This window comes from Conexibacter sp. JCM 18997, from assembly GCF_055391915.1.
In genome coordinates this window covers 1,796,607-1,820,743 of sequence record NZ_AP043885.1, presented here as the reverse complement: position 1 = coordinate 1,820,743, position 24,137 = coordinate 1,796,607, and the positions used below count along the sequence as shown (strand labels likewise).

The following is a 24,137-nucleotide window of genomic DNA, read 5'->3' as shown; positions in this document are numbered from 1 at the left end:
TAGTCGGCGGATCGCACCCCGTCGAGCGGGCGGCTGCGCCGAGCGGCTTGTCAGGAGGATGACAGCGCGCTGATCTGCGCGTTCGTGCTATTCGCTACGAACTCAGTTTGACAAGGCGCCAAGGACGGCGGGGCGAGGAAGGGGCGGCGGGATGCGGTGTGTTGCGTTGGTCGAAGTGGATCCACAGCTCGGGGCGGGCCTGAGTGACGAACAGCGGGAGCTGGCCCGCCGGACGGTGGTCGCGGGCGCCGTGCGCGTGCCCTGCGGCCGGTGGGAGGAGCCGGAGGCCGGGTACGGCGAGGGCAACGCCTACGGCGTGCTCGTCGTCCGGGGCTTCATGCTGCGCACGGTGACGATCGGCGAGCGGGCGACCGCGCAGCTGTTCGGGCCCGGCGACATCATGCAGTCGTGGCCGACGGAGGATCTGCCCTCCCCGGTGGCGGTGGACGTCACCTGGACCGCGGTGTCCGAGGTGATCATGGCCCGGCTGGACGATCGCGTGATCGCCGCGGCGGCCCGCTGGCCGTCGGTGCTGCGCCAGCTGGCCTGGCGCTCGAGCTCCCTGACCGGGCGCGTGAGCCTGCAGGTGGCCATCGCCCGCGTCCCGCGCCTGGACGAGCGCCTGCTGCTGGCCTTCTGGGGCCTGTCGGAGCGCTGGGGGTCGATGACGGCCGGCGGCATGTTGCTGCCGGTGCGGCTCACCCACGAGTCGATCGCCGCGCTGACCGCTGCGTCACGGCCGCCGGTCTCCAGCGCGCTGAGCCAGCTGTCCCGCGAGCACATGCTCGAGCGGACCCCGGCGGGCTGGCTGCTGACCGGACACGGCGAGCGCCACCTCAAGGAGGCGCTGGACCCGGCCCACGAGCTCAGCGTCGCGGCTTAGCGCAGCAGCGCGTCGGCCAGCGCCGACCACGACGCGCGCGGGATCCCCTGCTCGCCCAGCGGCTGCACGCACACGTGGTCGGCGCCCGCGTCCAGGTGGGCGTGCACCACTTCGGCGATGTGGCCCGCGCTGCCCTGGGGAATGACCGCGTCGATCAGCCGGTCCGAGCCGCCGTCGGCGATGTCGGCCTCGGTGAAGCCGAGGTCCAGCAGGGTGGACGTGTAGTTGCGCAGCCCCAGGTACAGCTCGGCGTACTTGCGCGCCACGGCCTTGGCCCGCACCGGGTTGGTGTCGACCACGCAGGCCACCTCGGGCGCCACCAGCTTGCCCGGGCCGAGGCGGTCGCGCGCGACCTTGGTGTGCTGCACCGGGACGAAGTACGGGTGCGTGCCCGCCGCGCGCTGGCCGGCCAGATCGAGCATCTTCGGGCCCAGCGCGGCGATGCAGCGCTCGGCCACGGGCGGCGGCGTGTCGGACGCGTCGAGGCCGTCGAAGAACGTGCGCATCGTGGTCAGCGGCCGCGTGTAGTCGCTGGTCGCCTCCGGATGGCCGATGCCGATGCCCAGCATGAACCGGTCGGGGAACTCGGCCCGCAGCGCCGCGTCCGCCGCGGCCGTCTCGGCCGGATCGTTGATCCACACGTTGAGGATCCCGGTGGCCGCCACCAGCGTCGACGTCGCCTCGAGGATCGGCCGGATGTCGGGCACGTGGGGCGAGCCACCGACCCACCAGGCGCTGTAGCCCAGCTGCTCGGCCAGCTTGGCCGCCTCGCCGACGTTCTCGCGCCCGAAGGGGCGATAGCTGGTCCAGATGCCGATCGTGCCGAGGTCCATGGGGCTACAGGCTCGCAGACCGGATCATCCGGCTCGCGAGCAGGTCGGCGGCGACGGCGGCGACCGTGGCGGCCAGGAAGGCGAGCGCGATGCCCCAGGCGGGCGCCAGTTTCCCGGATTGCGGGCCGGGGAACGACCAGCGGCAGATGAGACGCCTGTGTCTGCCGATTGCGCTCACCGCCGCGGTCCTCCTCGCCGGGTGCGGGGATCAGTCCCAGCCGGGAGACCTGATCACCTCCAACGACGACATCACCGGCACGACCGCCACGGTCGAGGTGCCCAGCGGCACGCTGGCCGTGACGGTCGGCAAGCCCATGGACGATGCGCCCGAGGAGGACGTCGGTGGGCAGCCGACGAGCGTCGACGGCGGGCGCTACGTCGGCGTCTCGTGGGACTTCGACCAGCGCTCGGGCGGCAACGCGGCAGTGACCATCCCGCTGGTCGGGCACGTCAAGCCGATCGCCATCTCGCTCGTGGCCGACGGCCGGCGCTACCGCGTCGGCTCCCCGTACAACGTCGTGCTCGACGGCCGGGGCATCCAGGAGGCGGGCAACGCGCGCCAGTACGTGGCGGTCAAGGGAGACGCCGAGAACCTGCGCCTCGAGGTCGCCTACGACGGCCTCACGCAGCAGGTCGAGTTCCCCAGCGGCAAGGTGCGCGCGACGCAGGCCACGGCGCTGGCGGACCTGCAGCCGCGCGCCCGGCAGACCTGCACGCCGGTGGGCCGGATGGACCTACAGGGGCTGACGAAGGTTCCGGTCGACTGCCACGTCAACACGGCGGTCCGCCTGCCCTACGTCGCCGGCCTGGGCTGGGCCGAGCCGGGGCACGAGTGGGCCGTGGTGGACATCGCGACCGGCGTGGGGCCGACGCCGCCGGAGTGGAAGCGGCCGGGCCGCCCGGGCTCGGTGCGCTACGTCCCGTACGGGCTGCCCGCGAGCGAGTTCACCGTCGACGGCCAGAAGGAGCGCAGCACGATCCTCGACCGCGACCAGCCCAACGACGACCGCTACACGCTGCGCATGCTCGCCTTCGACGTGCCGGCGGGCCGGCCCGCCACGCTGCGCATCTTCCAGGAGTTCGTGCTGCTCGGCGACAACATCCTCGACGCCGACTTCGACCAGGCGCCGCACGAGGCGACCGTCGACATCGTGCGCGAGGCGGAGATCTAGTGCCCTAGGCGCTGACGCGCGGACGGGTGCGCGTGCGGGTGCCCGCGAAGCGCATGCCGTCGGTGACCGAGCCGCGGCGCAGCATCCACAGGTCGCGCGCGTAGTCCATGTGAACCTTCCACGGCGCGGCCGAACCCTGCTTGGGGAAGTCCGCGATCGCGCGCAGGACGTAGTTGGCCTGGAAGTCGAGGAACGGCTCCTCCTGCACGTCGTCCGTCCGGGCGGGCACGGCGATCGCGGCGCCGGTGCGCTCCATGTGGGTGAGCAGGCGGCAGATGTACTCGGCGGTCAGGTCCGCCTTCAGCGTCCAGGACAGGTTCGTGTAGCCCAGCGCGTAGGCGAAGTTCGGCACGTCGCTGAGCATCAGCGACTTGTAGGCCATCGTGTCGGGCAGGTGCACGGGCTCACCGTCCACGACCAGGTCCATGCCGCCGAAGGCCAGCAGGTTCAGGCCGGTCGCCGTGACGATCACGTCGGCCTCGAGCTCCTCGCCCGACGACAGCCGGATGCCGCGCTCGGTGAACGTGTCGATCGTGTCGGTGACGATCGTGGCGTCGCCGTGGCGGATCGCGCGGAACAGGTCGCCGCCCGGCACGACGCACAGGCGCTGCTCCCACGGGTTGTACTTCGGCTTGAAGTGCGTGTCGACCGCGTAGCCCTCGGGCACCTGGCGCTCGACGCCGCGGCGGAACACGGCGCTCATCTGCTTCGGGAACCGGCGCGACAGCCTGTAGCTGGCGCTGGTGATGGCGACGCTCTTCCAGCGCAGCAGCGGATGGACCAGGCGGGCGGGCAGGTACTTGCGCGCGACGCGGGCGACGGGGTCCTCCGCCGGCAGGCTGACGATGTAGGTGGGGGAGCGCTGCAGCATCGTCACGTGCGCGGCCTGCTCGGCCATCGCGGGGACGAGCGTGACCGCGGTCGCGCCGCTGCCGATGACCACGACGCGCTGGCCGGCGTAGTCGAGGTCCTCGGGCCAGTGCTGGGGGTGGACGATCTGGCCCTGGAAGCGCTCGCGGCCGGCGAACTCGGGGGTGAAGCCCTCGTCGTAGCGGTAGTAGCCGGTGCAGCCGTAGAGGAAGCCGCAGGTGAAGCGGACGGTCTCGCCGGTGTCGGTGCGCTGCGCGGTCACGGTCCAGCGCGCGTCGGCGGTGGACCACTCGGCGCCGACGACCGTGTGGTTGAAGCGGATGTGGCGGTCGATGCCCGCCTCGCGGGCGGTCTCGCGCACGTACTCGAGGATGGACTGGCCGTCGGCGATCGCCTTCGGATCGGTCCAGGGCTTGAACCGGTAGCCCAGCGTGTACATGTCGGAGTCCGAGCGGACGCCCGGGTAGCGGAACAGGTCCCAGGTGCCGCCGAGGTCCGCGCGCGCCTCGAGCACCGCGTAGCTGTCGCCGGAGCGGCGCTCGTGCAGATGGTGGGCGGCGCCGATGCCCGAGAGCCCAGCACCCACGATCAGCACGTCGACGTGTTCGGTGTCGCGTTCGACGGTGGCGGCCATGGACGGCATGATATCGACACACCGTCGAACTTGTCGACACATGGTCGAAATCGCTAGGATGTGTGACGCATGTCCACCCCGGCGATCCGACCGTCCCGTGGCCGCCGCGCGCCGAAGATGCGCGGCGACGAGCGCGAGCAGGTGATCCTCGCCGCCTTCGAGGAGCTGCTGGAGACGCGGTCGCTGCACGACATCTCCGTCGACGACATCGCCCGCGGCGCCGGTCTCTCGCGCTCGGCCTTCTACTTCTACTTCGGCTCCAAGGAAGCGGTCCTGCTGTCGCTGTTCGAGCGCATCATCAGCGAGGCGCAGGCGGCCCGGGGCGACACGCTCGACGCGGTCCGCGCGGATCCCGCCACCGGGGTCCGGGAGGCGCTGCGCGCGTTCTACGACGCGTTCCGCACGCATCGCGCGGTGACGCTGGCCGGCGCGGACGCGTGGGCGTCCAGCGCCGAGGTGCGCGCGCTGTGGGGCCAGGCGATGGAGCAGTGGGTGGCCGAGGCCACCGTCCTGATCGAGGTCGAGCGCGAGCGCGGCGCGGCCCCGCCCGGCCTGCCCGCGCGGGATCTGGCCACCAGCCTGCTGTGGATGAACGAGCGCGTGCTGCACACGACGTTCGCCCGCCAGTCCCCGGCGGTCGACGAGGCCGACGTGCTCGACGTGCTCGTCGGCGTGTGGGTGCGGGCGATCTACGCGAAGTAGGCTGCCGCCCCGATGGGGGAGAGCCTGCGGCCGGCGCACGGCGACATGGTCTCGATGCTGCGCGCGGCGGTCGCCCGGGCGGGCTCGCGCGACGCGCTGCGCTACCGCGAGACGGTCTCGACGTTCGCACAGGTCGATCGCCGCAGCGACGCGCTGGCCGGGGCGCTGCGGGCCCACGGCGTGGGCCCGGGCGATCGCGTCGCGTTGCAGACCCAGAACGTGCCCGCCTATCCGCTGGCCTGCCTGGCGCTGTGGAAGCTCGGCGCGGTCGGGGTCGGCGTCAACCCGATGTACACCGAGCGCGAGATCGGCCTGGTGCTCCAGGACAGCGGCGCGCGCCTGCTGCTGCGCGAGGACGACATCGACGCGCTCGACGGCGTACCGGTCGCCGACCCGTTCACGCCGCGACCGGGCGACCTGGCCATGCTCGCCTACACGTCGGGCACCACCGGCCGGCCCAAGGGCGCGCTGATCACCCACGCCAACCTGGCCTTCGCGGGCGAGGCCTACACGCGTTACTTCCAGATCGCCGGCGACGACGAGGTGCTGCTCGCGTTCGCGCCGTTCTTCCACGCCACCGGCCTGACCGCGGGCATCAGCGCCTGGCTGTCGACCGCCGCGACCATGGTTCTGCCCTTCCGCTTCGAGCCGGCGCTCGCGCTGGAGCTGATCGAGCGCCACCGCTGCACCTGGACGGTCGGCGCCACGACGGCGTTCATCGCGCTGCTGGCGACGCCGCGCGCAGCTGACACGTCGTCGATGCGTCGCTGGCTGTGCGGCGGCGCGCCGATCCCGCCCGCGGTGGTCGACGAGTTCGCCGCCCGCTTCGGCGCGCCGCTGGTGCCCGGCTACGGCATGACCGAGACGACGTGCATCAGCCACGGCGTGCCCGTGGGCGTGCGCCCGCCGGTGGATCCGACGTCCGGCACGCTGTCGATCGGCCGCCCGATCTTCCAGACCGAGATGCGCATCGTCGGCGACGACGGCGCCGACCAGCCCGACGGCACGCCCGGCGAGCTGCTGGTGCGCGGCCCGTCGATGGTGGCCGGGTACTGGAACCAGCCGGTCGAGTCGGCCGCGCTGCGCGATCCCGACGGGTGGCTGCGCACGGGCGACATCGCCTTCCGTGATCCCGACGGCTGGACCTATCTCGTCGACCGCAAGAAGGACGTGATCGTCGCGTCGGGCTACAAGGTCTGGCCGCGCGAGGTCGAGGACGTCCTGTACGCGCATCCGGCCGTGCGCGAGGCGGCGGTGGTGGGGATGCCCGACGCCTATCGAGGCGAGACGGTCGCCGCGTTCGTCGCGCTGCGCGACGGGCACGAGGTCTCCGCCGACGCGCTGATCGCCCACTGCCGCGCGCGCCTGGCCGCCTACAAGGTGCCGCGGGCGATCGAGGTGCGGGCCGAGCTGCCCAAGACGACCAGCGGCAAGATCCTGCGCCGCGAGCTACGCGGCGGCTGAGAGCCGCCGGCCGATCTCGTCGGCCGCGCGCACGGCGTGGCCGGCGATCGTGCTGACGCCGCCGTGCCGGCGCAGGCGGGCGCTGGGACCGACCACCGAGACCGCCGCGACCGCGCGTACGCCGCTGTCGTCGCGCAGCAGCACCGGCGCGGCCACCGACGTGAAGCCCTCCTCGAGCTCCTCGTCGGTCGAGGCCCAACCGCGCGCCCGGATCTCGCCGAGGACCTCGAGCAGCTTGCGCGGGTCGACGATCGTGTGGCGCGTGCGCCGGACCAGCCCGGCGTCGAACATCGCGCGCTCCACCGCCGGGTTGAAGGCGGCGATCACCCGGCCCGACGACGACGAGTGGTTGGGCACCCGGCGCCACTTCGGCCCGTGGAAGCGGTGGTCGAGCGACTCGGCCTCGAAGCGGTCGAGGAACAGGATCTCGGCGCCGATCGGCACGCCGAGCTGGACCATGTCGCGCACGCGGTCGCGCAGCTCGGCCAGGACCGGGACCGACGCCTCGAACACGTTGAGCCGGTTCAGCGCCAGCTGCCCGTACTCGAACATGCGCAGCCCCAGCCGGTAGCGACCGCCCTCACGCCGCTCGAGCAGCCCGCGGCCGGCCATCACGGCGAGCATCCGCGACGCCGTCGACTTGGCGATCCCCACCTCGCGGGCCACCGCCGACGGGCCCAGCTCGGGCGAGACCGTGAAGCACTCGAGGATCGACATGGCGATCGAGACCGAGCGCAGCGAATCCGTCTGGGCCACGACGGCAAGCCTACGCGCAGCGCGTTCGCCGGTGGCGAACGATCCGCTTCGCGCGTTCGCCGGGCGGCGGTAGCGTCGCCGGCGAGAGAGAGGAGGAGTTGGTGTCTGCCACCGTTCCGCCGCCGGCCTGCCCGCACGCCGCGCTGGCCCGTGACTTCGAGCCGTTCGACCTGACGGACCCGTTCGACTTCTACGCCCGTGCGCGGGCGCAGACGCCGATCTTCTACAGCCCCGAGATCGACTACTGGGTCGTCACGCGCTACGACGACATCCGCGACATCTTCCGCGACCCGGCGACGTACTCGTCGGAGAACACGCAGGCGCCGTTCCAGCCCCGCCCGGACACCGTGCAGCGGATCCTGGACGACGGCGGCTTCTCCGTGGTCAGCGGCCTGTCGGGCAAGCAGCCCCCGGACCACACGCGCCTGCGCGGCTTCATCAAGAAGGCGTTCACGCCGCGCCGCATCGCCGAGCTGGAGCCGCAGATCCGCGACATCACCACCGCGATGATCGACCGGTTCGCCGACCGGGGTGAGGCCGACCTGGTCGGCGAGCTGGCCTACGAGCTGCCCGCGCTGGTCATCTTCCGCCTGCTCGGCGTGCCCGACGAGGACGTGGCCAACGTCAAGGAGTGGGCCCAGAGCCGGGTCTACATGAACTTCGGGGCGGCCTCGGTGGAGGAGCAGGCCCACCACGCGGCCAACCTGGTGCGCTACTGGGACTACTGCCGGGCGCTGGTGCGGGCCCGGCTGACCGAGCCGCGCGACGACCTGCCCGGCGACCTGGCCCGCATCTACGCGGCCGGCGAGGACCAGATCGAGATCGACGAGATCGCCGCGATGGTCTACGGGCAGCTGACCGCCGGCCACGAGACGACCACCGCGCTGTTGTCCAACGGCTTCAAGGAGCTGCTGACCCAGCACGACGCGTGGGAGGCGATCTGCGCCGAGCCCGAGCGGATCCCGGCGGCGGTGGAGGAGATGCTGCGCATCAGCGCGCCCGTGTTCGCCTGGAAGCGGCGCACGAAGCGTCCGGCCGTGGTCGGCGGCGTCGAGCTGCCCGCGGAGACGAACCTGCTGCTGCTGCTCGGCTCGGCCAACCACGACGAGCGCGTCTTTCCCGAGCCCGACCGCGTCGACCTGGACCGCGACAACGCCAGCCGGCACCTGTCGTTCGGCCTGGGCATCCACTTCTGCCTGGGCGCGCCGCTGGCTCGTCTGGAGGCCAAGGTCGTGCTCGAGGAGCTGACCCGGCGGCTCGGCCCCGACGTGCGCCTGGTCGACGGCCAGCCGTTCGACTACACGGCCAACGCCACGTTCCGCGGCCCGGCGCACGTGCTGGTGCGCTGGGACGAGGCGACGCCGCTGGCGCTGCCGTTCGAGCGCTGCCCCGACGACGTGCGCGCCGTGGGCGGCAAGGCGGCCAGCCTGGCGGCGCTGACCGCGGCCGGGCTGCCGGTGCCGCCCGGCTTCGTGATCACCACCGCCGCGTTCGAGGCCGGTCGTGCCGAGGTCCGCGGCGCGGTCGCCGCGCAGCTGGGGGCGCTGGACACCGCCGACGCGGCCGGCCTGGAGGCCACCGCCGCGCGCATCCGTGCGCTGATCGAGGGCGCGCCGCTGCCGCCTGCGGTCGACGCGGCCATCCGCGCGGGCTACGCGGCGCTGGGCGACGACGTGCCCGTGGCGGTGCGGTCCAGCGCCACGGCCGAGGACGCGGCCGACACCTCGTTCGCCGGTCAGCAGGACACCTACCTGTGGATCGTCGGGGCCGACGCCGTCGTGGCCCACGTGCGCCGCTGCTGGGCCAGCCTGTACTCGGCCCGGTCGCTGGCCTACCGGGCCGATCACGCCGTCGACGAGGAGGCGCTGGCCATCGCGGTCGTCGTGCAGCGGATGGTCGACGCCGACGCCGCGGGCGTGGCCATGACGCTGCACCCGGCCACCGGCGACCGCACGAAGATCGTCATCGACGCCAGCTACGGGCTGGGGGAGACGATCGTCAGCGGCACGGTCACGCCCGACCACCTCGTGGTCGACAAGGTCCTGCTCGAGCTGCTGGACCAGACGATCGGGGCCAAGCAGATCGAGCTCGTGGCCGACCCCGCGGGCCGCCGCGTGGTCGAGCGCGCCGTGGAGGCCGAGCGCGCCGCGCGCCCGGCGCTGCCGCCCGACCAGGTGCGCGCCGTGGCCGAGCTGGCCAAGCGCGCCGAGCGCCACTACGGCTGTCCCCAGGACGTCGAGTGGGCGCTGTGCGACGGCGAGGTGGTCCTGCTCCAGAGCCGTCCCGAGACGGTCTGGTCCAACCGGCCCAAGCCGCCGACCACGAGCCTCTACGCCACCGGCCTGACGTCGATGGCCAACACCCTCATCAACCCTCTGGCCGCGAGGAGCCAAGCCGATGTCCGCCACTGAGGTCAACCGGTTCATCAGCCCCTACGAGGACCCCGCGCCGGAGGGGGCCGAGGGCTGGGAGGAGCTGTACCCGTACTACGTGCGCTTCCGCGAGGACCGCCGCGAGTTCGAGGAGTCGCGCTTCTGGTTCGCCGACCTGCAGCACTGGCCGACGGTCTTCAAGCCGTTCGACACGATCACCGTCGAGGTGGCGATCAAGGTCCTGGGCCAGTACAACACGCGCCACCTGCGCATCCCGCCGGCCAACGGGATCGACTACCGCGTCCACAACGGCTACGTCTACATGAGCCCGGTCGCGGTCCCCGAGGAGGAGATCCCCGCGCGCGTCCCGCAGTTCATGGAGCGGGCCGGCCACTACTTCGCCAACTGGCCGACGCTGCTGGAGAACTGGCGCACGAAGGTCGAGCGCGTGATCGCCGACCTCAACGCGCTGGAGTTCGAGCCGCTGCCGGAGATGGTGCCGCTGGAGTGGGTGACCAGCGGTCGCGGCATCGGCAGCAGCCACGACCTGATCGTCAGCTACGACCGGGCGATCGAGCTCTGCTACGAGGCCTTCCAGTACCACTTCGAGTTCCTCAACCTGGGCTACGTCGCCTACCTGGACTTCTTCTCGTTCTGCAAGGAGGCGCTGCCCGGCGTGGCCGACCTGGGCATCGCCAAGATGGTGCAGGGCATCGACGTCCTGCTGTTCCGTCCCGACGACGAGCTCAAGGCGCTGGCCAAGCTGGCGGTCGCGCTCGACGTCGACGTCGACCGGCCGCTGGAGGATGTCGACTCGCGCGAATGGCTCGCGGCCTGGGAGGCGGCGAAGGACCCGTGGTTCGAGTTCTCCTCCGGCGGCGGCATGTACTCCGACGACCGCGTGTGGTCCGACCACCTGGAGATCCCCTACGGCTACGTGCGCGACTACGTGCGCCGGTTGCGGGCGGGGGAGACGATCGACCGTCCGTCGGAGTCGATCCGGGCCGAGCGCGACCGCATCACCGCGGAGTACCGCGACCTGCTGCCCGACGACGAGGCCCGCGCCGTGTTCGACGAGAAGCTCGGCCTGTCGCGGCTGGTGTTCCCCTACGTCGAGGACCACAACTTCTACATCGAGCACCGGGCGCTGTCGGCCTTCTGGCGCAAGATCCGCGAGCTCGGCGGGGTCCTGGCCGACGCCGGCTTCTGGGGCGAGGCCAACGACATCTTCTACGTGCGCCGCGACGAGCTGCACCAGGTGATCTTCGACTACGCGCAGGCCTGGGCGATCGGGGTCGAGCCGATGGGCCCGTACCACTGGCCGGCCGAGATCGCCCGGCGCAAGCGGATCATCGCCGCGCTGGAGCGCAAGGCGCCGGTCCCGGCCATGAACGAGCCGCCGGCGGTGATCACCGAGCCGTTCACGATCATGCTCTACGGCATCACCACCGAGGCCGTGTCGGGCTGGCTGTCGGCCGACGCGCAGACCGAGCACCTGGGCGGGATGGCCGCCTCGCCCGGCGTGGTCGAGGGGATCGCGCGGGTGATCGAGGGCGCGGACGACCTGGCCGACGTGCAGCAGGGCGACGTGCTGGTGGCCCGCATCACCGCGCCGAGCTGGGGGCCGGTGTTCGGGCGCATCGCCGCGACCGTCACCGACATCGGCGGCATGATGAGCCACGCGGCGATCGTCTGCCGCGAGTACGGCCTGCCCGCGGTCACCGGCACCGGCTCGGCCACCACGACGATCCGCAGCGGACAGCGGGTGCGCGTGGACGGCAGCAACGGAACTGTCACGATCCTCGACTGATGGAGGAGCTGTGGGCGGCCGCGCGCCCGTACCTGCGCGCGCGCAAGAACGACATCCACGTGCCGATGGCCGTCGACTACGCGCGGCGGCTGCTGGCCGCGCATCCGCAGGCCGACGCCGACGTCGTGCTGGCGGCGACGCTGCTGCACGACAACGGCTGGGCGGTCGTCGACCAGGAGGCGATCTTCCGCGACGGCTTCAACCGCGACGCGATGGTGTCCGACATCCGCATCGCGCACGAGAAGGAGGGCGCCCGGCTGGCCCGGGAGATCCTCGACGAGCTGGGCTGGGATCCGGCCGTGCGCGACGAGGTGGCCGAGATCATCGACGGGCACGACACGCGCAAGCAGGCGCTGTCGCTGAACGACTCGCTGGTCAAGGACGCCGACGCCCTGTGGCGCTGGTCGATCCCCGGGATCGCCATCAGCGCGGAGTGGTTCCGCGAGACCCCGGACGTCTACGTGTCGCGGGTGACGCCGATGATCGACGTGTGGCTGTTCACCCCGCTGGCCCGGGAGATCGCCCGGTCGGAGCTGGCCGAGGCGTCGCGCGTGCTGGCCATCGACCAGCTCGTGGGCGCTTGACCGCGGTCGTCATCACCGGCGCGGGCGGCGGCCTGGGCCGGGCGTTCGCGCTCGGGTTCGGGGCGGCGGGCTGGTCGGTCGTGGCCGCCGACCTCGATCGGGACGCGGCCGAGGCCACCGCCGCGCTGGTCGACGGCGCGGTCGCGGTCGCCGTGGACGTCTCCGACGAGGCGTCGACGCGGGCGATGGCCGCCACGGCGATGGACGCGTTCGGCGGCATCGGGGCGCTGGTCAACAACGCCGCGGTGTACGCCGGCCTGGAGCGCGCGCCCTTCGACGAGATCGCCCTGGAGGACTGGGAGCGCGTGATGGCGGTCAACCTGCGCGGGCCGTGGCTGTGCGCCCGCGCCTGCGCGGCGGCGCTGCGGGCCGGCGGCGGCGCGATCGTCAACATCGCCTCGGCCACCGTGCTCAGCGGGTCGCCGCTGTGGGCGCACTACGTGGCCAGCAAGGGTGGCGTGCTGGCGCTGACCCGCGTGCTGGCCCGGGAGCTGGGCACCGACGGGGTGCGCGTCAACGCGATCGCCCCGGGCTTCACGCTGACCGATGCGAGCCTCGAGCTGATCGAGGACGCCGAGACCTACGGCGTGGCCCGCGGGTCGATCCAGCGGGCGCTGCGGCCCGAGGACATCGTCGGCACCGCTGTCTTCCTGGCCTCCGACGCCGCCGCGATGATCAGCGGCCAGACCTTCGTCGTCGACGGCGGGCGCCAGTTCCTCTAGACCGTGGGCTCGCGCAGCGCGTGCGCGAGGCGGTCCTCGGCCTGCTGGGCGGCCTGGTCGAGCTCGCGCAGCCGGCCCAGCGACGTCGGCCGCGGTCCGGTCAGGCGCGCCCGGTACAGCTGCGCGCGCTCGCGGTGATAGCGCGCATCCGCCCGCAGGAGCTCGAGTCGCGCTTCGCGATCACCGTCGGCCATCAAGCGACCGTAGCACCGCCTACAGCCGCTTCAGCGTGATCGTGTAGCGCAGCGTGCCGGTGACCTTCACGCCGCCGCCGTACTCGGAGTCGATCGTGCAGGAGATCTGCTCACGCTTGCTCAGGCGCACCGTGGGCTTGGTCAGCGACGAGGGCTTGACCGTGACGACGCTGGCCAGCAGGCCGATGCCGCCCGTCACGGAGACGCCGTAGCTGCGCTGGTACATCTGCGCCCCGTCGCCGCAGGACGTGCGGTCGTTGGTGTTGTCCATCACGCCGCCGACGGGGAACGGGCAGTCGCTGACGTTGGGCGTGGGCGCCGCTCCGGGCCCGTTGACGTAGAGCTTGGTGCCGACGAGCTTGACGTCGACGCGCACGCCGAACTTCTTGTCCCCGCAGTCGTTGGTGCGTTCGGTGACCGTCTCACCGGCCGAATCACCGGGGCACGGCGCGGCCACCGAGCTGACGAAGTCGCCGGTCACCGAGCCGGTGGCCAGCGCGGGGATGCTGCCGCCGCCGGAGTTGCCGGTGAACACCAGCGAGCCGCTCGACGCGTTCTTGAACCTGAACGACACCTTGCCGCTGCCGGTGCCCTGGCGCACTTCGCACTGGTTGGAGGTCTGGCCGTTGACCGACCAGCTCACCTCCTGCGTGCCGGAGACCGAGGCCTTGTAGACCGTGGCGTGGGCGACGCCGGCGAGGGCGAACGTGGCGAGGAGCGTGGCGAAGACGCAGCGGGCGAACATGGGCGCGACCGTAATCGCCGCGCCCAGGCGCCCGCATCCGTGGAACTACGGGACTACGACATCACCGGGAAGCCGAGGTTCACGCCGCGGTGCGACGGATCCGGCCAGCGGCGCGTGACGACCTTGCCGCGCGTGTAGAAGCGCACGCCCTCGGGTCCGTGGACGTGCTGGTCGCCGAACAGCGAGGCCTTCCAGCCGCCGAAGGAGTGGTAGGCCATCGGCACCGGGATCGGCACGTTGATGCCGACCATGCCGGCGGTCACGTCGTGCTCGAAGGCCCGCGCCGCGCCGCCGTCGTTGGTGAAGATCGCCGCGCCGTTGCCGTACGGGTTGCTGTTGATCAGCGCCATCGCCTCGGGGTAGCTGTCGACGCGCACGACGACCAGGACGGGACCGAAGATCTCCTCGTCGTAGATCTTCATGCCGGGCTTGACGTGGTCGAACAGCGTCGGCCCGAGGAAGTGGCCGCCCTCGCGGCCCTCGACGACCAGGCCGCGGCCGTCGACCAGCAGCGTCGCGCCCTCGGCCTCGCCGGCGTCCACGTAGCCCGCGACCTTCTCGCGGTGGCGCTCGGAGACCAGCGGCCCCATGTCGGCGTCGGGCTCGGTGCCGTCGGTGACGACCAGCGTGGCCATGCGCTCCTGGATCTTCTCCAGCAGCGGCTCGGCGGCGTTGCCCACGGTGACCGCGACGGACACGGCCATGCAGCGCTGGCCGGCCGAGCCGTAGCCGGCGGAGACCAGGCCGTCGGCGGCCAGGTCCATGTCGGCGTCGGGCAGGACGACGGCGTGGTTCTTCGCGCCGCCCAGCGCCTGGACGCGCTTGCCGTGCTTGGTGCCCGTCTCGTAGACGTACTGGGCGATCGGGGTCGAGCCGACGAACGAGACCGCGGCGATGCCCGGGTGCTCGAGGATCGCGTCGACCGCCTCCTTGTCGCCGTGGACGACGCTGAACACGCCGGCGGGCAGGCCGGCCTGCTTCCACAGCTCGGCGGTCAGGTTGGCCGCCGTCGGGTCCTGCTCGGACGGCTTGAGGATGAACGCGTTGCCGCAGGCGATGGCCACGGGATGCATCCACATGGGGACCATCGCCGGGAAGTTGAACGGGGTGATGCCGGCCACGACGCCGATCGGGTGGCGCATCGAGTACGAGTCGACGCCGCGCGAGACGCCGTCGGTCATCTCGCCCTTGAGCAGCTCGCCGACGCCGCAGGCGAACTCGATCACCTCGAGGCCGCGCTGGACCTCGCCGAGCGCGTCGGAGAAGACCTTGCCGTGCTCCCGGGTGAGGATCGCGGCGAACTGCTCCTTGTTGGCGTTGACCAGCTCGCGGAAGGCGAAGAGGACCTTGGAGCGCTGGCTGATCGAGCTGTCCCGCCAGGTGTCGACCCAGGCGGCGTGGGCGGCCTGGACGGCCTGATCGACGACGGCGGCGGTGGCGAACGGCACGCGGGTGACGACTTCGCCGGTCGCGGACTCCGTGACGTCGCCGTAACGCTCGGCGGGTGCGTCGACGGCCTGCCCGCCGATCCAGTGCGACAGCGTCTCTGTCTGCGTGGGCGTGCTCATGCCCACATGGAAGCACGCGCGATGTGGTCGTGGCCGGATGCGGAGTGTGTGGATCTGCCGCCGGGGACTCGACAGGGCGCTGAATCCGCCACTAGTCTGACGTCAGGTTATCGTCTCAGAGAGAGGAGCAGCACCGATGTCCGGCATGTCCCTGATCGGGATCCAGCACGTGTCCAGCACCGTCCGCGACCTGTCCGAGACGCTCGCGTGGTACCGCGACGTGCTCGGCGTCGAGCCGTTCATGACCATGCAGGCCGAGGGGCCGGAGCTGTCGGCCGGCCTGCGGGTGCCCGACGCGTCGCTCGACGTCGCGTTCCTGAAGGTCGGCGGCGCGTGGATCGAGCTGATCGAGTACGTGGCGCCCGACGACACCCGCGACGACGAGACGCTGCGCCGCTGCGATCACGGCTCGGCGCACATCTGCTTCGAGGTGGCCGACATCCAGGCCGCCTACGCCCATCTGCAGGCGCACGGCGTCGACTGCTACAGCACCCCGAACTACGTGCCGGCGGGTCCGCTGGAGGGTGCGTGGTTCGTCTACTTCGACGGCCCCGAGGGGCTCCACTACGAGTTGCACCAGATGCCGGAGGGTTGGACGAACTGACCCAAAGTTTGCATCGATCGATGTAGCATCGGGTCATGGCACTTGCGGAGATGCTGCTCGGTGAGGCGCCGCCGTCACCGGCCGGCCCGCTCGCACCCGAGGAGGCCGCCGGTCTCCCGTCGCCACCGTCGATCGACCTGCCGCGCACGCTGCAGGTGCTGCGCTTCAGCCAGCGCCAGATCGAGTTCGTCTTCCGGGCCCGGCGCCTGCACGGCGACGTGTTCCGCATCCACGGTGTGGTCGCCGGCCGCCCGGCGATCACCTGCCATCCCGATCACGTGCAGTCGCTGTTCACGGCCAAGCCGGACCTGGCGCCGTCGATCACCGGTGAGTCGCCGCTGCGCCCGATCGTCGGCCCGAACTCGGTGCTGACCTCGATCGGCCCGCGTCACCTGCGCCAGCGCAAGCTGCTGCTGCCGCCGTTCCACGGCGAGGCGATCGCCCGCTACGAGCAGATGATCGAGCGGGCCGCGGCCGACGAGATCACCCGCTGGCCGATCGGCGAGCCGTTCGCGCTGGCCCCGCGCATGCAGGCGATCACGCTCGACGTGATCATGGCGGGCATCTTCGGGATCGAAGGGCGCCCGGCGCCCGGCTCGCGTGAGGATCTCCTGCGCCGCGCGGTGCGGACGCTCGTCTCGATCTCGACGTGGCCGGTGGCCAAGCTGGCCGAGCTGCGCAACGTCGGGCGCGACGAGCCGGTCGGCCTGATGAAGGCGGCGTTGCTCCCGCTGGACCGGGCCACGCTCGCCGTGATCGAGGAGCGCCGCCGGGCCGACGACCTCGACGAGCGGCGCGACATCCTGTCGCTGCTGCTCCTCGCGCGGACCGACGACGGCGAGGCGCTGACCGACCGCGAGCTGCGCGACGAGCTGCTCACGCTCGTGCTGGCCGGCCACGAGACGACGGCCAACTCGCTGGCCTGGACCTGGGAGCGGCTGGTGCGGGCGCCCGCCGCCCAGGACGCGCTGATCGACGCCGTGCGCGACGGCGACGACGCCGACGCCGCCGCGTGGATCGAGGCGGTCATCAACGAGGGCATGCGCGCCCGCCCGGTGATCCCGATCATCGGCCGGCGGGTGACCGTGCCGTGGCAGCTCGGCGAGTACGCCGTCGAGGCCGGGGCGCCCGTGAGCATGAGCATCCTGCTGCTGCATCACCGCGAGGACCTGTACCCGGACCCGTTCGCCTTCCGGCCCGAACGCTGGCTGGGGCAGAAGCCGGGGACCTACACGTGGATCCCGTTCGGCGGCGGCATCCGGCGCTGCCTGGGCGCGGCGCTGGCCATGGCCGAGCAGCGCGTGGTCCTGCGGGAGATGGCGCGCCGGCTGGACCTCGAGGCCGACGTGCCCGAGGCCGAGCACGCGGTCAACCGCAACGTGACGATGATCCCGTCGCGCGGCGGTCGGGTCGTCATCCGCGCGCGTCACGAGTAGCGTTCGCCTCCGTCCACCGGAGGAGGAGCGATGGAGCTGCACGTCGAGGTCGAAGGACCGTCGGATGGCCCGGCCGTCGTCCTCCTGCATGGGGTGACCGGGTGCGGGCGCACGTACGCGTGGCTGCGCCCGCAGGACCTGGGCGGCCGGCGGATCGTGCGGGTCGACCTGCGCGGCCACGGCACGTCCGCGCACCTGCCCGGCTCATACCGGATCCCCGCCTACGCCGACGACGTCGTCGACACGCTGCGCGAGCTGGGCGGTCCACCGCCCGTGCTCGTCGGGCACTCGCTGGGCGGCGTGGTGGCCTGGACCATCGCCCAGCAGCATCCCGAGCTGATCAGCGCCGCGTTCCTGGAGGACCCGCCGCTGTTCTACGCCGATCCCGCCGAGGCGTCGAGCAACGGGGCGATCCCGATGTTCGAGCAGCTGCGCGCCGCGGCCCTGGGCTGGCGGTCCGGCGGTCTGTCCGAAGCCGAGGTGGCCGCGCGCATCGCCGGTGGGCCCGGCGGCGACCTGCTGGCCGAGGGCGCCGCCGCCGCCCGGGCGCACGCGCTGCTGACCATGGACATGGGCGTGCTCGACGCGGCGATCGACAACACGACGCTGGTCGATGCCGACCTGGCCGGGGCCGTCGGCGTGCCGATGCTCGTGCTGGCCGGTGACGAGACCGCGGGCGCGGCCTTCCCGACCCGCCACGTCCAGCGGCTGGCCGCCTCGCACCCGGACGTCGAGGTCGTCGTGGTGCCGGGCGCCTCGCACCTGATCCACGACGAGCAGCGCTCGCGCGAGACCTACCGGCGCGAGCTGGCCGCGTTCGTGCACCGGCACGGCTGATCGCGTGTGCCGCCTGTTCGGCCTCCACGCCGGCGACCGCGACGTCGACGCGACGTTCTGGCTGCTGGACGCGCCCGCGTCGCTGGCCCACCAGAGCCACGCCAACCCCGACGGCTTCGGCCTGGCCACGTTCTGCCGCGACGGTGAGCTGACGCTGGTGCGCCGGCCGGTGCGCGCCGCGGACGACGAGGAGTTCGCCCGCCGGGCCCGCGACACCCACGCCGCGACGTATCTGGCACACGTGCGGTACGCCGACACCGGCGAGATCCGCGAGGCCAACACCCACCCGTTCGTGCGCGACGGGCGCGCGTTCGCCCACAACGGCGTCGTCGGAGATCTCCCGCAGATCGAGGAGCGGCTGGGCGAGGACCGCGCGAGCCTCGAGGGGGAGACCGACTCCGAGCGGCTGTTCGCGCTAATCGACCAGGCGATCCGCGCGCACGGCGGCGACATCCGCGCCGGCATCGTCGCCGGCGCGCGCGAGCTGGCCGAGCGCTTCGAGCTTTACAGCATCAACTTCATCCTGGCCACGCCCGACGAGCTGTGGGCGCTGCGCTATCCCGAGCACAACGAGCTGTTCGTGCTCGAGCGCGCCGCGGGCGGGCCGAGCGGCGCGCGGCAGCTCGACGAGTCCAGCGCCTACGGCACCCTGCGCATGCGCTCGCTGGACGCTGTCGACCGGGCGGTCGTGGTGATCGCCAGCGAGCCGATGGACGAGGACCCGGGCTGGGCGCCCGTGGCCTCGGGCGAGCTCGTGCACGTCGGGCCCGACCTCGTGGTCACGCGCGAGCAGATCCTCACGCGGCCACCGGCCAAGCAGATGGTGCTCAGCGGCCGGGCGGTCGACTCACAGGCCCAGGAGCACGCGTAGGCGTCAGAAGCGGGAGCTGCCGCGTACGCGCCGGGCGGCGCGCAGGCGTCGCGGCCACGGGCCGAAGGACAGCTCGCGGACGAGGGCGCGCAGTGACTGCTCGCGGTCGTGCGACCGCTGCGCGGCGACGTGGAGATCCTCGACGCGGGCGGCGAGATCGTCGCGCTCGGCGCGCAGGTGCGCCATCTCCTCGCGCTCGGTGTCGCTCAGCTCGGCCGACCACTCCCACACGGGCTGGCGGCGGTCGTGCACGACGAATTCAGGGTCGGGCATAGGGGAGTGGTTCGCCACGCGCCGGCCAGACCCTGTCTGCGGGCCGGGCGGTGTGCGAGGCTGTGCGCCGTGGGCGGCACCGAGATCCTCATCCTCGTCTCGATGATCATCGGCTGGCTGGCGCTGCCGCTCATCTGGTGGTTCGGCTTCCGCGGCCGCGGCGACGACCACTGAGACGCTGATGCGGATCGCGGTGTCGCGGGCGCCGGGCACGGAGCGGGGCGTCTCGCCACTCGAGCTGTTCTTCGACCTGGTCTACGTCTTCGCGATCAGCCAGCTGTCGCACCATCTGGTCGAGCACGTGGATCTGCGCACCGGCGCGGAGACGGTCGTGATGGCGCTGGCGGTCTTCTACGCCTGGTACATGGTCGCCTGGGGCGTGAACTGGCTCGATCCCGACCCGCTGCCCGTGCGGCTGCTGCTGGTCGGGCTGATGTTCGCCAGCCTGCTGATGGCGGTGGCCATCGGCGACGCGTTCGGCGACCGCGCCTGGCTGTTCGTCACCGGCTACCTGGTCCTGCAGATCGGCCGCTGCGGGTTCCTGATGGTGGCCCTGCGCGATCGCCCGCAGGGGGAGCACTTCGTCAACGACATGGTCTGGGAGGTGCTGACCGGCGTCCTGTGGGTGGCCGGGGCGCTGGCCGACGGGGACGCCCGGCTGGCGCTGTGGGTCGCCGCGGTGGCGGCCACGTACGTGGGGGTCGGCAACCAGCACTGGCTTCCCGGCCGCGGGCGACGCCTGGATCTCCAGCACACCGACATCGCGGCCGGGCATCTGGTCGAGCGCTTCCGGCTCTTCTTCATGATCGTGCTGGGCGAGACGGTGCTGACGATGGGCAACACGTTCGCCGGCGAGCCGTTCGAGGTGGAGCGGCTGTTCGCGCTGGCCATCGGCTTCGCGGGCACCGTCGCGCTGTGGTGGTGCTACTTCGAGCGCGTCGAGGCGCTCGGCGAGCGCGCGGCCCGGGCCGCACCGGATGCCGGGTCGATGGGGTGGTGGGGCACGATCACGCTGACGCTCGTCGTGCTGGCGCTGATCGCGATCTCCGTGGCCGACGAGCTGGCCATCGCCCACCCGGGCGACGACGCCACCACCGGGTTCGCGATCCTCGCTTTCGGCGGCACCGCCTTGTACCTGCTGGCCCAGATCCTCTATCAGCGGGCGGCCGGCGGACACGCCGCGCGAGCGCGCGCGCTGGGCGTCGTCGCGTTGGCCATCCTGGCCGTCGCCACCGCGTCGCTGACGCTGATCGTCGGGATCGCCGCGATCACCGCGGTGCTCCTGGCCGTGGCGGTCGCCGACACCGTCGAGGCCGACTGATCGCATGCCGCGCCTGCGCCGACTCGACCTGGCCGGGCGAGACCTGACCGACCTGCCCGCCGCGCTGGCCCGCGACGGCGCGCACCTCGAGCTGCTGAGCCTGCGCAACACCCCCGTCGCGCAGGTGCCGGACGTCGTCTTCGCGCTGCCCCGGCTGCGGTCGCTGTCGCTGGCCGGGACCCGCGTGGCCGAGCTGCCGGCGCGGATCGGCGCGATGACCTCGCTGGAGGAGCTGGTCGTCTCCGACTGCCCGCTGGACCGTGTGCCCCCACAGCTGTGGGAGCTGCACCACCTGCGCATGCTGGATCTGGGCCACGACCGGCTGCGCGACCTGCCCGGTGAGCTGTCGGCGCTGCGCTCGTTGCGCACGCTCTACCTGCACGAGAACCCGCTCGACGGGGTCGTGCCCGCCGTCGTGTGGGAGCTGCGCGGCCTGACCTACCTGAGCCTGGCCGAGACCGGCCTGTCCACGCTGCCCGCGGACATCGCGCGCCTGCCCCACCTGATCGAGCTGCGCCTGATGGGCAACGCGCTGCGCGATCTGCCCGACGCGATCGGCGAGCTGACCGCCGTGCGCGAGCTGCACCTGCGCCTCAACCGGCTGCGCACGTTGCCCGCGGCGATCGGCGCGCTGGGCGAGCTGCGGGTCCTCGACCTGCGCGCCAACCGGCTGCGCTCGCTGCCGCGCGACCTGGCCGACCTGCCCCGGCTCGAGAAGCTGGACCTGCGCTGGAACGCGTTCCTGGCGGCGCCGGACTGGCTGGAGGACCTGCGCGAGCGCGGCTGCGTAGTGCTGACCTAGTGCCCTGAGTCACTAATTCGCCCGCATCTGGCGGCGCCGGAATCGTGTCTGCCGGCACTCGCCATCACCACCCGTACCACCAGTACGACAGGTGATGGCGATCACCGGCAGACCCGCCCCGGCATCCACCAGCTGCACACGAATTACCGACTCAGGACACTAGTGCCCTGACACTAGGTGCTGAACGTCTGCAGGCCGACCGCGCCGAGCAGCGCGAGCGCCTGGGCCTCGGGGGACCCGGCGGCCGCGGTGTAGATCACCAGCCGCACGTCGCTGTCGGGCACGCTGAGGACGTCGCAGTCCAGGGTGATCGCCCCGACCTCCGGGTGCACGACGGTCTTGCGACCGGTCACCCGGGGGTGGACACCGCCCTCCGCCCACCGCTCCTCGAACCGTGGGCTGGAGCTGCGCAGGTCGCGCACGACCTCGGCCAGCCCTTCGTCGTCGGGGTAACGGCTGGACGCGTCGCGCAGGTCGGCCACGATCTCGCGCTCGAACGCCTCGCCCTGCTCGGGCGTGTGGCGGACGCGCGACTCCCCGCCGAGGAACTGACGCCAGGCGATGTTGCGTTCGCGCGCGGGCAGATGGGACGCGTCGCCGAGCAGCGCCACGGCCAACGGGTTGGCGGCGATCGGGTTCCAGGCGGCGTCCAGCACGAGCACCGGGGTGTCGGTCAGGCGATCGAGGACGCGCTGGATCCCCGGGGTCAGGTGCGCGTCCATGCGCCCGCTGCCGGGCGCCACGTGGCCGGTCAGGCGATACAGGTGCGCACGCTCGACGTCGTCCAGGCGCAGCGCCCGGGCCAGCGCGCCCAGGACCGAGGGGGAGGGGCGCTCGGCCCGGCCCTGTTCCAGGCGCGCGAGGTAGTCCACGGACACGCCCGCGAGCGCGGCGACCTCCTCGCGGCGCAGCCCGGGCGCGCGCCGGCCACGCGCCGCGGGGAGCCCGGCGTCGGCCGGTTGCAGGCGGTCGCGCCAGGTGCGCAGCGACGTGCCGAGCTCGTCTTCCATGCCCCTCATGGTGTCGCATCGGCGCGCGGCCAAGGGGGCCCTGTCAGTCCCAGGCTGGCCCGTCCTCTTCACGCGCGGCGGCCCCGGTCCCACCATGGTGGCCATGACCACGATCCTCATCACCGGAGCCAACAAGGGGCTCGGCCACGAGTCCGCCCGCCGTCTGATCGCCGAGGGCCACGACGTGTGGATGGCCGCCCGCGACCCCGAGCGCGGCCGGTCCGCCGCCGAGGCGCTCGGCGGCCGCTTCGTCCAGCTCGACGTGACCGACGCCGCATCCGTCGCCGCGGCGGCTCAGACGGTCCGCGAGAACGGCGGCCTCGACGTCCTCGTCAACAACGCCGGCATCGTCGGCGCGCACGTCTCCGTCGAGGAGGCCACGGCCGAGGACGTCGAGCACGTCTTCGCCACCAACGTGTTCGGCCTGGTGCGCGTGACGCAGGCCTTCGTCCCGCTGCTGCGCGAGTCCGACGCACCGGTGATCGTCAACGTGTCCAGCGGCATGGGCTCGCTGGCCGTGACCGGCGACCCGGACCGCATCGAGTCGAGCATCACGAACATCACCTACTCGCCCTCGAAGTCGGCGGTCAACATGCTCACGACGCAGCTGGCCAAGGCGCTGCCCGACATCCGCGTCAACGCCGTCGACCCCGGCTACACGGCCACCGACTTCAACGGGCACAGCGGCCCGCAGACGGTGACCGAGGGCACCGACGCGATCGTCGCCATGGCCCAGATCGGCCCCGACGGGCCGACAGGCACCTACACCGATCGGGCGGGCGTCGTGCCCTGGTGAAGCCCGGCGGCCTCGACGACGCGGGGGACCGCTTCGGTCTCCCAGCCGGGGGCCATCAGGTGCACGCCGCCGACGCCGGGGACGTCGCGCAGGCGTTGGACGAGCTCGGCGGCGATGCGGACGCCTTCGTCCTTGGCGGCGTCGCCCTCCAGGCCGTCCATGCGCGCGAACGTGGCGTCGTCGACCTCGACGCCCGGGATCTTGTCGTGCATGTAGCGCAGCATCCGCGTCGAGCGGGGCGGGGTGACGCCGACCAGCAGCGGGGCGCGCTCGGTCAGGCCGGCCTGCACCAGCGGGGCCAGCCAGGCGGCGAAGCGGTCGACGTCGTAGACGATGTTGGTCTGGAACAGGCCGACGCCCGCATCGAGCTTGCCGGTCAGGCGCTCCAGCGAGTCCACCAGCGGGTTCGCGGCGCCGGCGATCAGGAACGCGGTCGGGTGGGCGAGCTCCTCGCCGGCGGCCAGTACGCCGCGGTTCAGACCGGCGATCAGGTGCGTCATCTTCGTGGAGTCGACGTCGCCGACGTGGGTGGCCAGCGCCTCGTAGGGGCCGACCTTCAACGGGTCGCCGCTGAGCGCGAGCACGGTGCGCACGCCCAGCGCCCAGGCGCCCAGCAGCTCGGCCTGCAGTGCCATCAGGTTGCGGTCGCGTCCGGTCAGCTGCAGGATCGGCTCGACGCCCTCGCCGGCCAGCAGCACCGCGGCGGCCAGCGGCGACAGCTTCACCGTGGCGGCCTGGTTGTCGGTCACGTTGACCGCGTCCACGTGCCCGGCGAGCAGGCGGCCCGCCGAGCGCACGTGTTCGGGATCGGGGTCGCGCGGCGGGCCGAACTCCGCGGTCAGCACGAAGCGGCCCGACGCCAGCGCGTCGGCGAGCAT

General features: G+C 72.5%; 24 protein-coding genes. 15 read left to right on the top strand and 9 right to left on the bottom strand.

All coding sequences use genetic code 11. The features are described from left to right. The first annotated feature begins 175 nt into the window (after window positions 1-175). Window positions 176-883 (top strand): cyclic nucleotide-binding domain-containing protein, encoded by a 708-nt coding sequence (locus ACZ5UI_RS09470; protein ID WP_464196589.1) that lies wholly within the window; start codon window positions 176-178, stop codon window positions 881-883. On the opposite strand, the gene ACZ5UI_RS09465 is transcribed toward ACZ5UI_RS09470, so the two are convergent. Then, on the bottom strand, window positions 880-1,716 hold the full coding sequence (locus ACZ5UI_RS09465) for a TIGR03620 family F420-dependent LLM class oxidoreductase (RefSeq protein WP_464196587.1): 837 nt from the start codon (window positions 1,714-1,716) through the stop codon (window positions 880-882). The two genes, ACZ5UI_RS09470 and ACZ5UI_RS09465, sit on opposite strands and share 4 nt — an antisense overlap. A gap of 146 nt (window positions 1,717-1,862) precedes the next feature. On the opposite strand from ACZ5UI_RS09465, the gene ACZ5UI_RS09460 reads away from it, so the two are divergent. Then, window positions 1,863-2,888, top strand: coding sequence for a hypothetical protein (locus tag ACZ5UI_RS09460; RefSeq protein ID WP_464196585.1), 1,026 nt, complete (start codon window positions 1,863-1,865; stop codon window positions 2,886-2,888). A gap of 4 nt (window positions 2,889-2,892) precedes the next feature. On the opposite strand, the gene ACZ5UI_RS09455 is transcribed toward ACZ5UI_RS09460, so the two are convergent. Then, window positions 2,893-4,392 (bottom strand): flavin-containing monooxygenase, encoded by a 1,500-nt coding sequence (locus ACZ5UI_RS09455; RefSeq protein WP_464196583.1) that lies wholly within the window; start codon window positions 4,390-4,392, stop codon window positions 2,893-2,895. Window positions 4,393-4,461: 69 nt separating this feature from the next. On the opposite strand from ACZ5UI_RS09455, the gene ACZ5UI_RS09450 reads away from it, so the two are divergent. Both ACZ5UI_RS09450 and ACZ5UI_RS09445 read left to right on the top strand, forming a co-directional pair. After that, entirely contained in the window at window positions 4,462-5,094 is a 633-nt protein-coding gene (locus ACZ5UI_RS09450; protein WP_464196581.1) for a TetR/AcrR family transcriptional regulator, read from the top strand. A 12-nt stretch (window positions 5,095-5,106) separates the two neighbouring features. Next, a complete protein-coding gene (locus tag ACZ5UI_RS09445; protein WP_464196579.1) occupies window positions 5,107-6,558 on the top strand; it encodes a class I adenylate-forming enzyme family protein in 1,452 nt (483 codons plus the stop codon). Here ACZ5UI_RS09445 and ACZ5UI_RS09440 read toward each other — a convergent pair. Then, window positions 6,544-7,314: an IclR family transcriptional regulator gene (locus tag ACZ5UI_RS09440; RefSeq protein ID WP_464196577.1), complete on the bottom strand. Its 771-nt coding sequence runs from the start codon at window positions 7,312-7,314 to the stop codon at window positions 6,544-6,546. The two genes, ACZ5UI_RS09445 and ACZ5UI_RS09440, sit on opposite strands and share 15 nt — an antisense overlap. 101 nt (window positions 7,315-7,415) lie before the next feature. Here ACZ5UI_RS09440 and ACZ5UI_RS09435 point away from each other — a divergent pair, with 101 nt between their 5' ends. Genes ACZ5UI_RS09435 through ACZ5UI_RS09420 form a run of 4 tightly spaced genes read left to right on the top strand, consistent with a single transcriptional unit; the run spans window position 7,416 to window position 12,802 of the window. Continuing rightward, window positions 7,416-9,725: a cytochrome P450 gene (locus ACZ5UI_RS09435; protein WP_464196575.1), complete on the top strand. Its 2,310-nt coding sequence runs from the start codon at window positions 7,416-7,418 to the stop codon at window positions 9,723-9,725. After that, window positions 9,712-11,496, top strand: coding sequence for a PEP-utilizing enzyme (locus ACZ5UI_RS09430; protein ID WP_464196573.1), 1,785 nt, complete (start codon window positions 9,712-9,714; stop codon window positions 11,494-11,496). The genes ACZ5UI_RS09435 and ACZ5UI_RS09430 overlap by 14 nt, the downstream gene beginning before the upstream one ends. After that, entirely contained in the window at window positions 11,496-12,080 is a 585-nt protein-coding gene (locus ACZ5UI_RS09425) for an HD domain-containing protein (RefSeq protein WP_464196571.1), read from the top strand. Before ACZ5UI_RS09430 ends, ACZ5UI_RS09425 begins: the two co-directional genes overlap by 1 nt. Next, window positions 12,077-12,802, top strand: a complete 726-nt coding sequence (locus tag ACZ5UI_RS09420) for an SDR family NAD(P)-dependent oxidoreductase (protein WP_464196569.1) — start codon at window positions 12,077-12,079, stop codon at window positions 12,800-12,802. Before ACZ5UI_RS09425 ends, ACZ5UI_RS09420 begins: the two co-directional genes overlap by 4 nt. Here ACZ5UI_RS09420 and ACZ5UI_RS09415 read toward each other — a convergent pair. The 3 genes from ACZ5UI_RS09415 to ACZ5UI_RS09405 are packed head-to-tail and all read right to left on the bottom strand — an operon-like array spanning window position 12,799 to window position 15,309. Beyond that, on the bottom strand, window positions 12,799-12,996 hold the full coding sequence (locus tag ACZ5UI_RS09415; RefSeq protein WP_464196567.1) for a hypothetical protein: 198 nt from the start codon (window positions 12,994-12,996) through the stop codon (window positions 12,799-12,801). The two genes, ACZ5UI_RS09420 and ACZ5UI_RS09415, sit on opposite strands and share 4 nt — an antisense overlap. A gap of 19 nt (window positions 12,997-13,015) precedes the next feature. Beyond that, entirely contained in the window at window positions 13,016-13,741 is a 726-nt protein-coding gene (locus tag ACZ5UI_RS09410; protein WP_464196565.1) for a hypothetical protein, read from the bottom strand. 53 nt (window positions 13,742-13,794) lie between these two features. After that, entirely contained in the window at window positions 13,795-15,309 is a 1,515-nt protein-coding gene (locus tag ACZ5UI_RS09405; RefSeq protein ID WP_464196563.1) for a CoA-acylating methylmalonate-semialdehyde dehydrogenase, read from the bottom strand. Window positions 15,310-15,445: 136 nt separating this feature from the next. Here ACZ5UI_RS09405 and ACZ5UI_RS09400 point away from each other — a divergent pair, with 136 nt between their 5' ends. From ACZ5UI_RS09400 to ACZ5UI_RS09385, 4 genes are read left to right on the top strand one after another with little or no spacing between them, the layout of a single operon-like run. Beyond that, complete coding sequence (locus tag ACZ5UI_RS09400) at window positions 15,446-15,913, top strand: VOC family protein (protein ID WP_464196561.1); 468 nt, start codon at window positions 15,446-15,448, stop codon at window positions 15,911-15,913. 35 nt (window positions 15,914-15,948) lie between these two features. Continuing rightward, window positions 15,949-17,349 (top strand): cytochrome P450, encoded by a 1,401-nt coding sequence (locus ACZ5UI_RS09395; protein ID WP_464196559.1) that lies wholly within the window; start codon window positions 15,949-15,951, stop codon window positions 17,347-17,349. Between the two features lie 30 nt (window positions 17,350-17,379). Further along, on the top strand, window positions 17,380-18,186 hold the full coding sequence (locus tag ACZ5UI_RS09390) for an alpha/beta fold hydrolase (protein ID WP_464196557.1): 807 nt from the start codon (window positions 17,380-17,382) through the stop codon (window positions 18,184-18,186). Between the two features lie 4 nt (window positions 18,187-18,190). Next, window positions 18,191-19,057 (top strand): class II glutamine amidotransferase, encoded by an 867-nt coding sequence (locus tag ACZ5UI_RS09385; protein WP_464196555.1) that lies wholly within the window; start codon window positions 18,191-18,193, stop codon window positions 19,055-19,057. A gap of 3 nt (window positions 19,058-19,060) precedes the next feature. On the opposite strand, the gene ACZ5UI_RS09380 is transcribed toward ACZ5UI_RS09385, so the two are convergent. Beyond that, window positions 19,061-19,330, bottom strand: a complete 270-nt coding sequence (locus ACZ5UI_RS09380; protein WP_464196553.1) for a hypothetical protein — start codon at window positions 19,328-19,330, stop codon at window positions 19,061-19,063. Between the two features lie 181 nt (window positions 19,331-19,511). On the opposite strand from ACZ5UI_RS09380, the gene ACZ5UI_RS09375 reads away from it, so the two are divergent. Both ACZ5UI_RS09375 and ACZ5UI_RS09370 read left to right on the top strand, forming a co-directional pair. After that, window positions 19,512-20,651, top strand: a complete 1,140-nt coding sequence (locus ACZ5UI_RS09375; RefSeq protein ID WP_464196551.1) for a low temperature requirement protein A — start codon at window positions 19,512-19,514, stop codon at window positions 20,649-20,651. A 4-nt stretch (window positions 20,652-20,655) separates the two neighbouring features. Beyond that, the gene (locus ACZ5UI_RS09370) at window positions 20,656-21,453 is read left to right on the top strand and encodes a leucine-rich repeat domain-containing protein (protein ID WP_464196549.1); all 798 of its coding nucleotides are present in this window, start codon (window positions 20,656-20,658) and stop codon (window positions 21,451-21,453) included. A gap of 173 nt (window positions 21,454-21,626) precedes the next feature. On the opposite strand, the gene ACZ5UI_RS09365 is transcribed toward ACZ5UI_RS09370, so the two are convergent. Beyond that, entirely contained in the window at window positions 21,627-22,463 is an 837-nt protein-coding gene (locus tag ACZ5UI_RS09365) for a helix-turn-helix transcriptional regulator (protein ID WP_464196547.1), read from the bottom strand. 103 nt (window positions 22,464-22,566) lie between these two features. On the opposite strand from ACZ5UI_RS09365, the gene ACZ5UI_RS09360 reads away from it, so the two are divergent. Then, complete coding sequence (locus tag ACZ5UI_RS09360; protein ID WP_464196545.1) at window positions 22,567-23,259, top strand: SDR family NAD(P)-dependent oxidoreductase; 693 nt, start codon at window positions 22,567-22,569, stop codon at window positions 23,257-23,259. On the opposite strand, the gene ACZ5UI_RS09355 is transcribed toward ACZ5UI_RS09360, so the two are convergent. Further along, on the bottom strand, window positions 23,226-24,137 hold the full coding sequence (locus tag ACZ5UI_RS09355) for a methylenetetrahydrofolate reductase (RefSeq protein WP_464196543.1): 912 nt from the start codon (window positions 24,135-24,137) through the stop codon (window positions 23,226-23,228). The two genes, ACZ5UI_RS09360 and ACZ5UI_RS09355, sit on opposite strands and share 34 nt — an antisense overlap.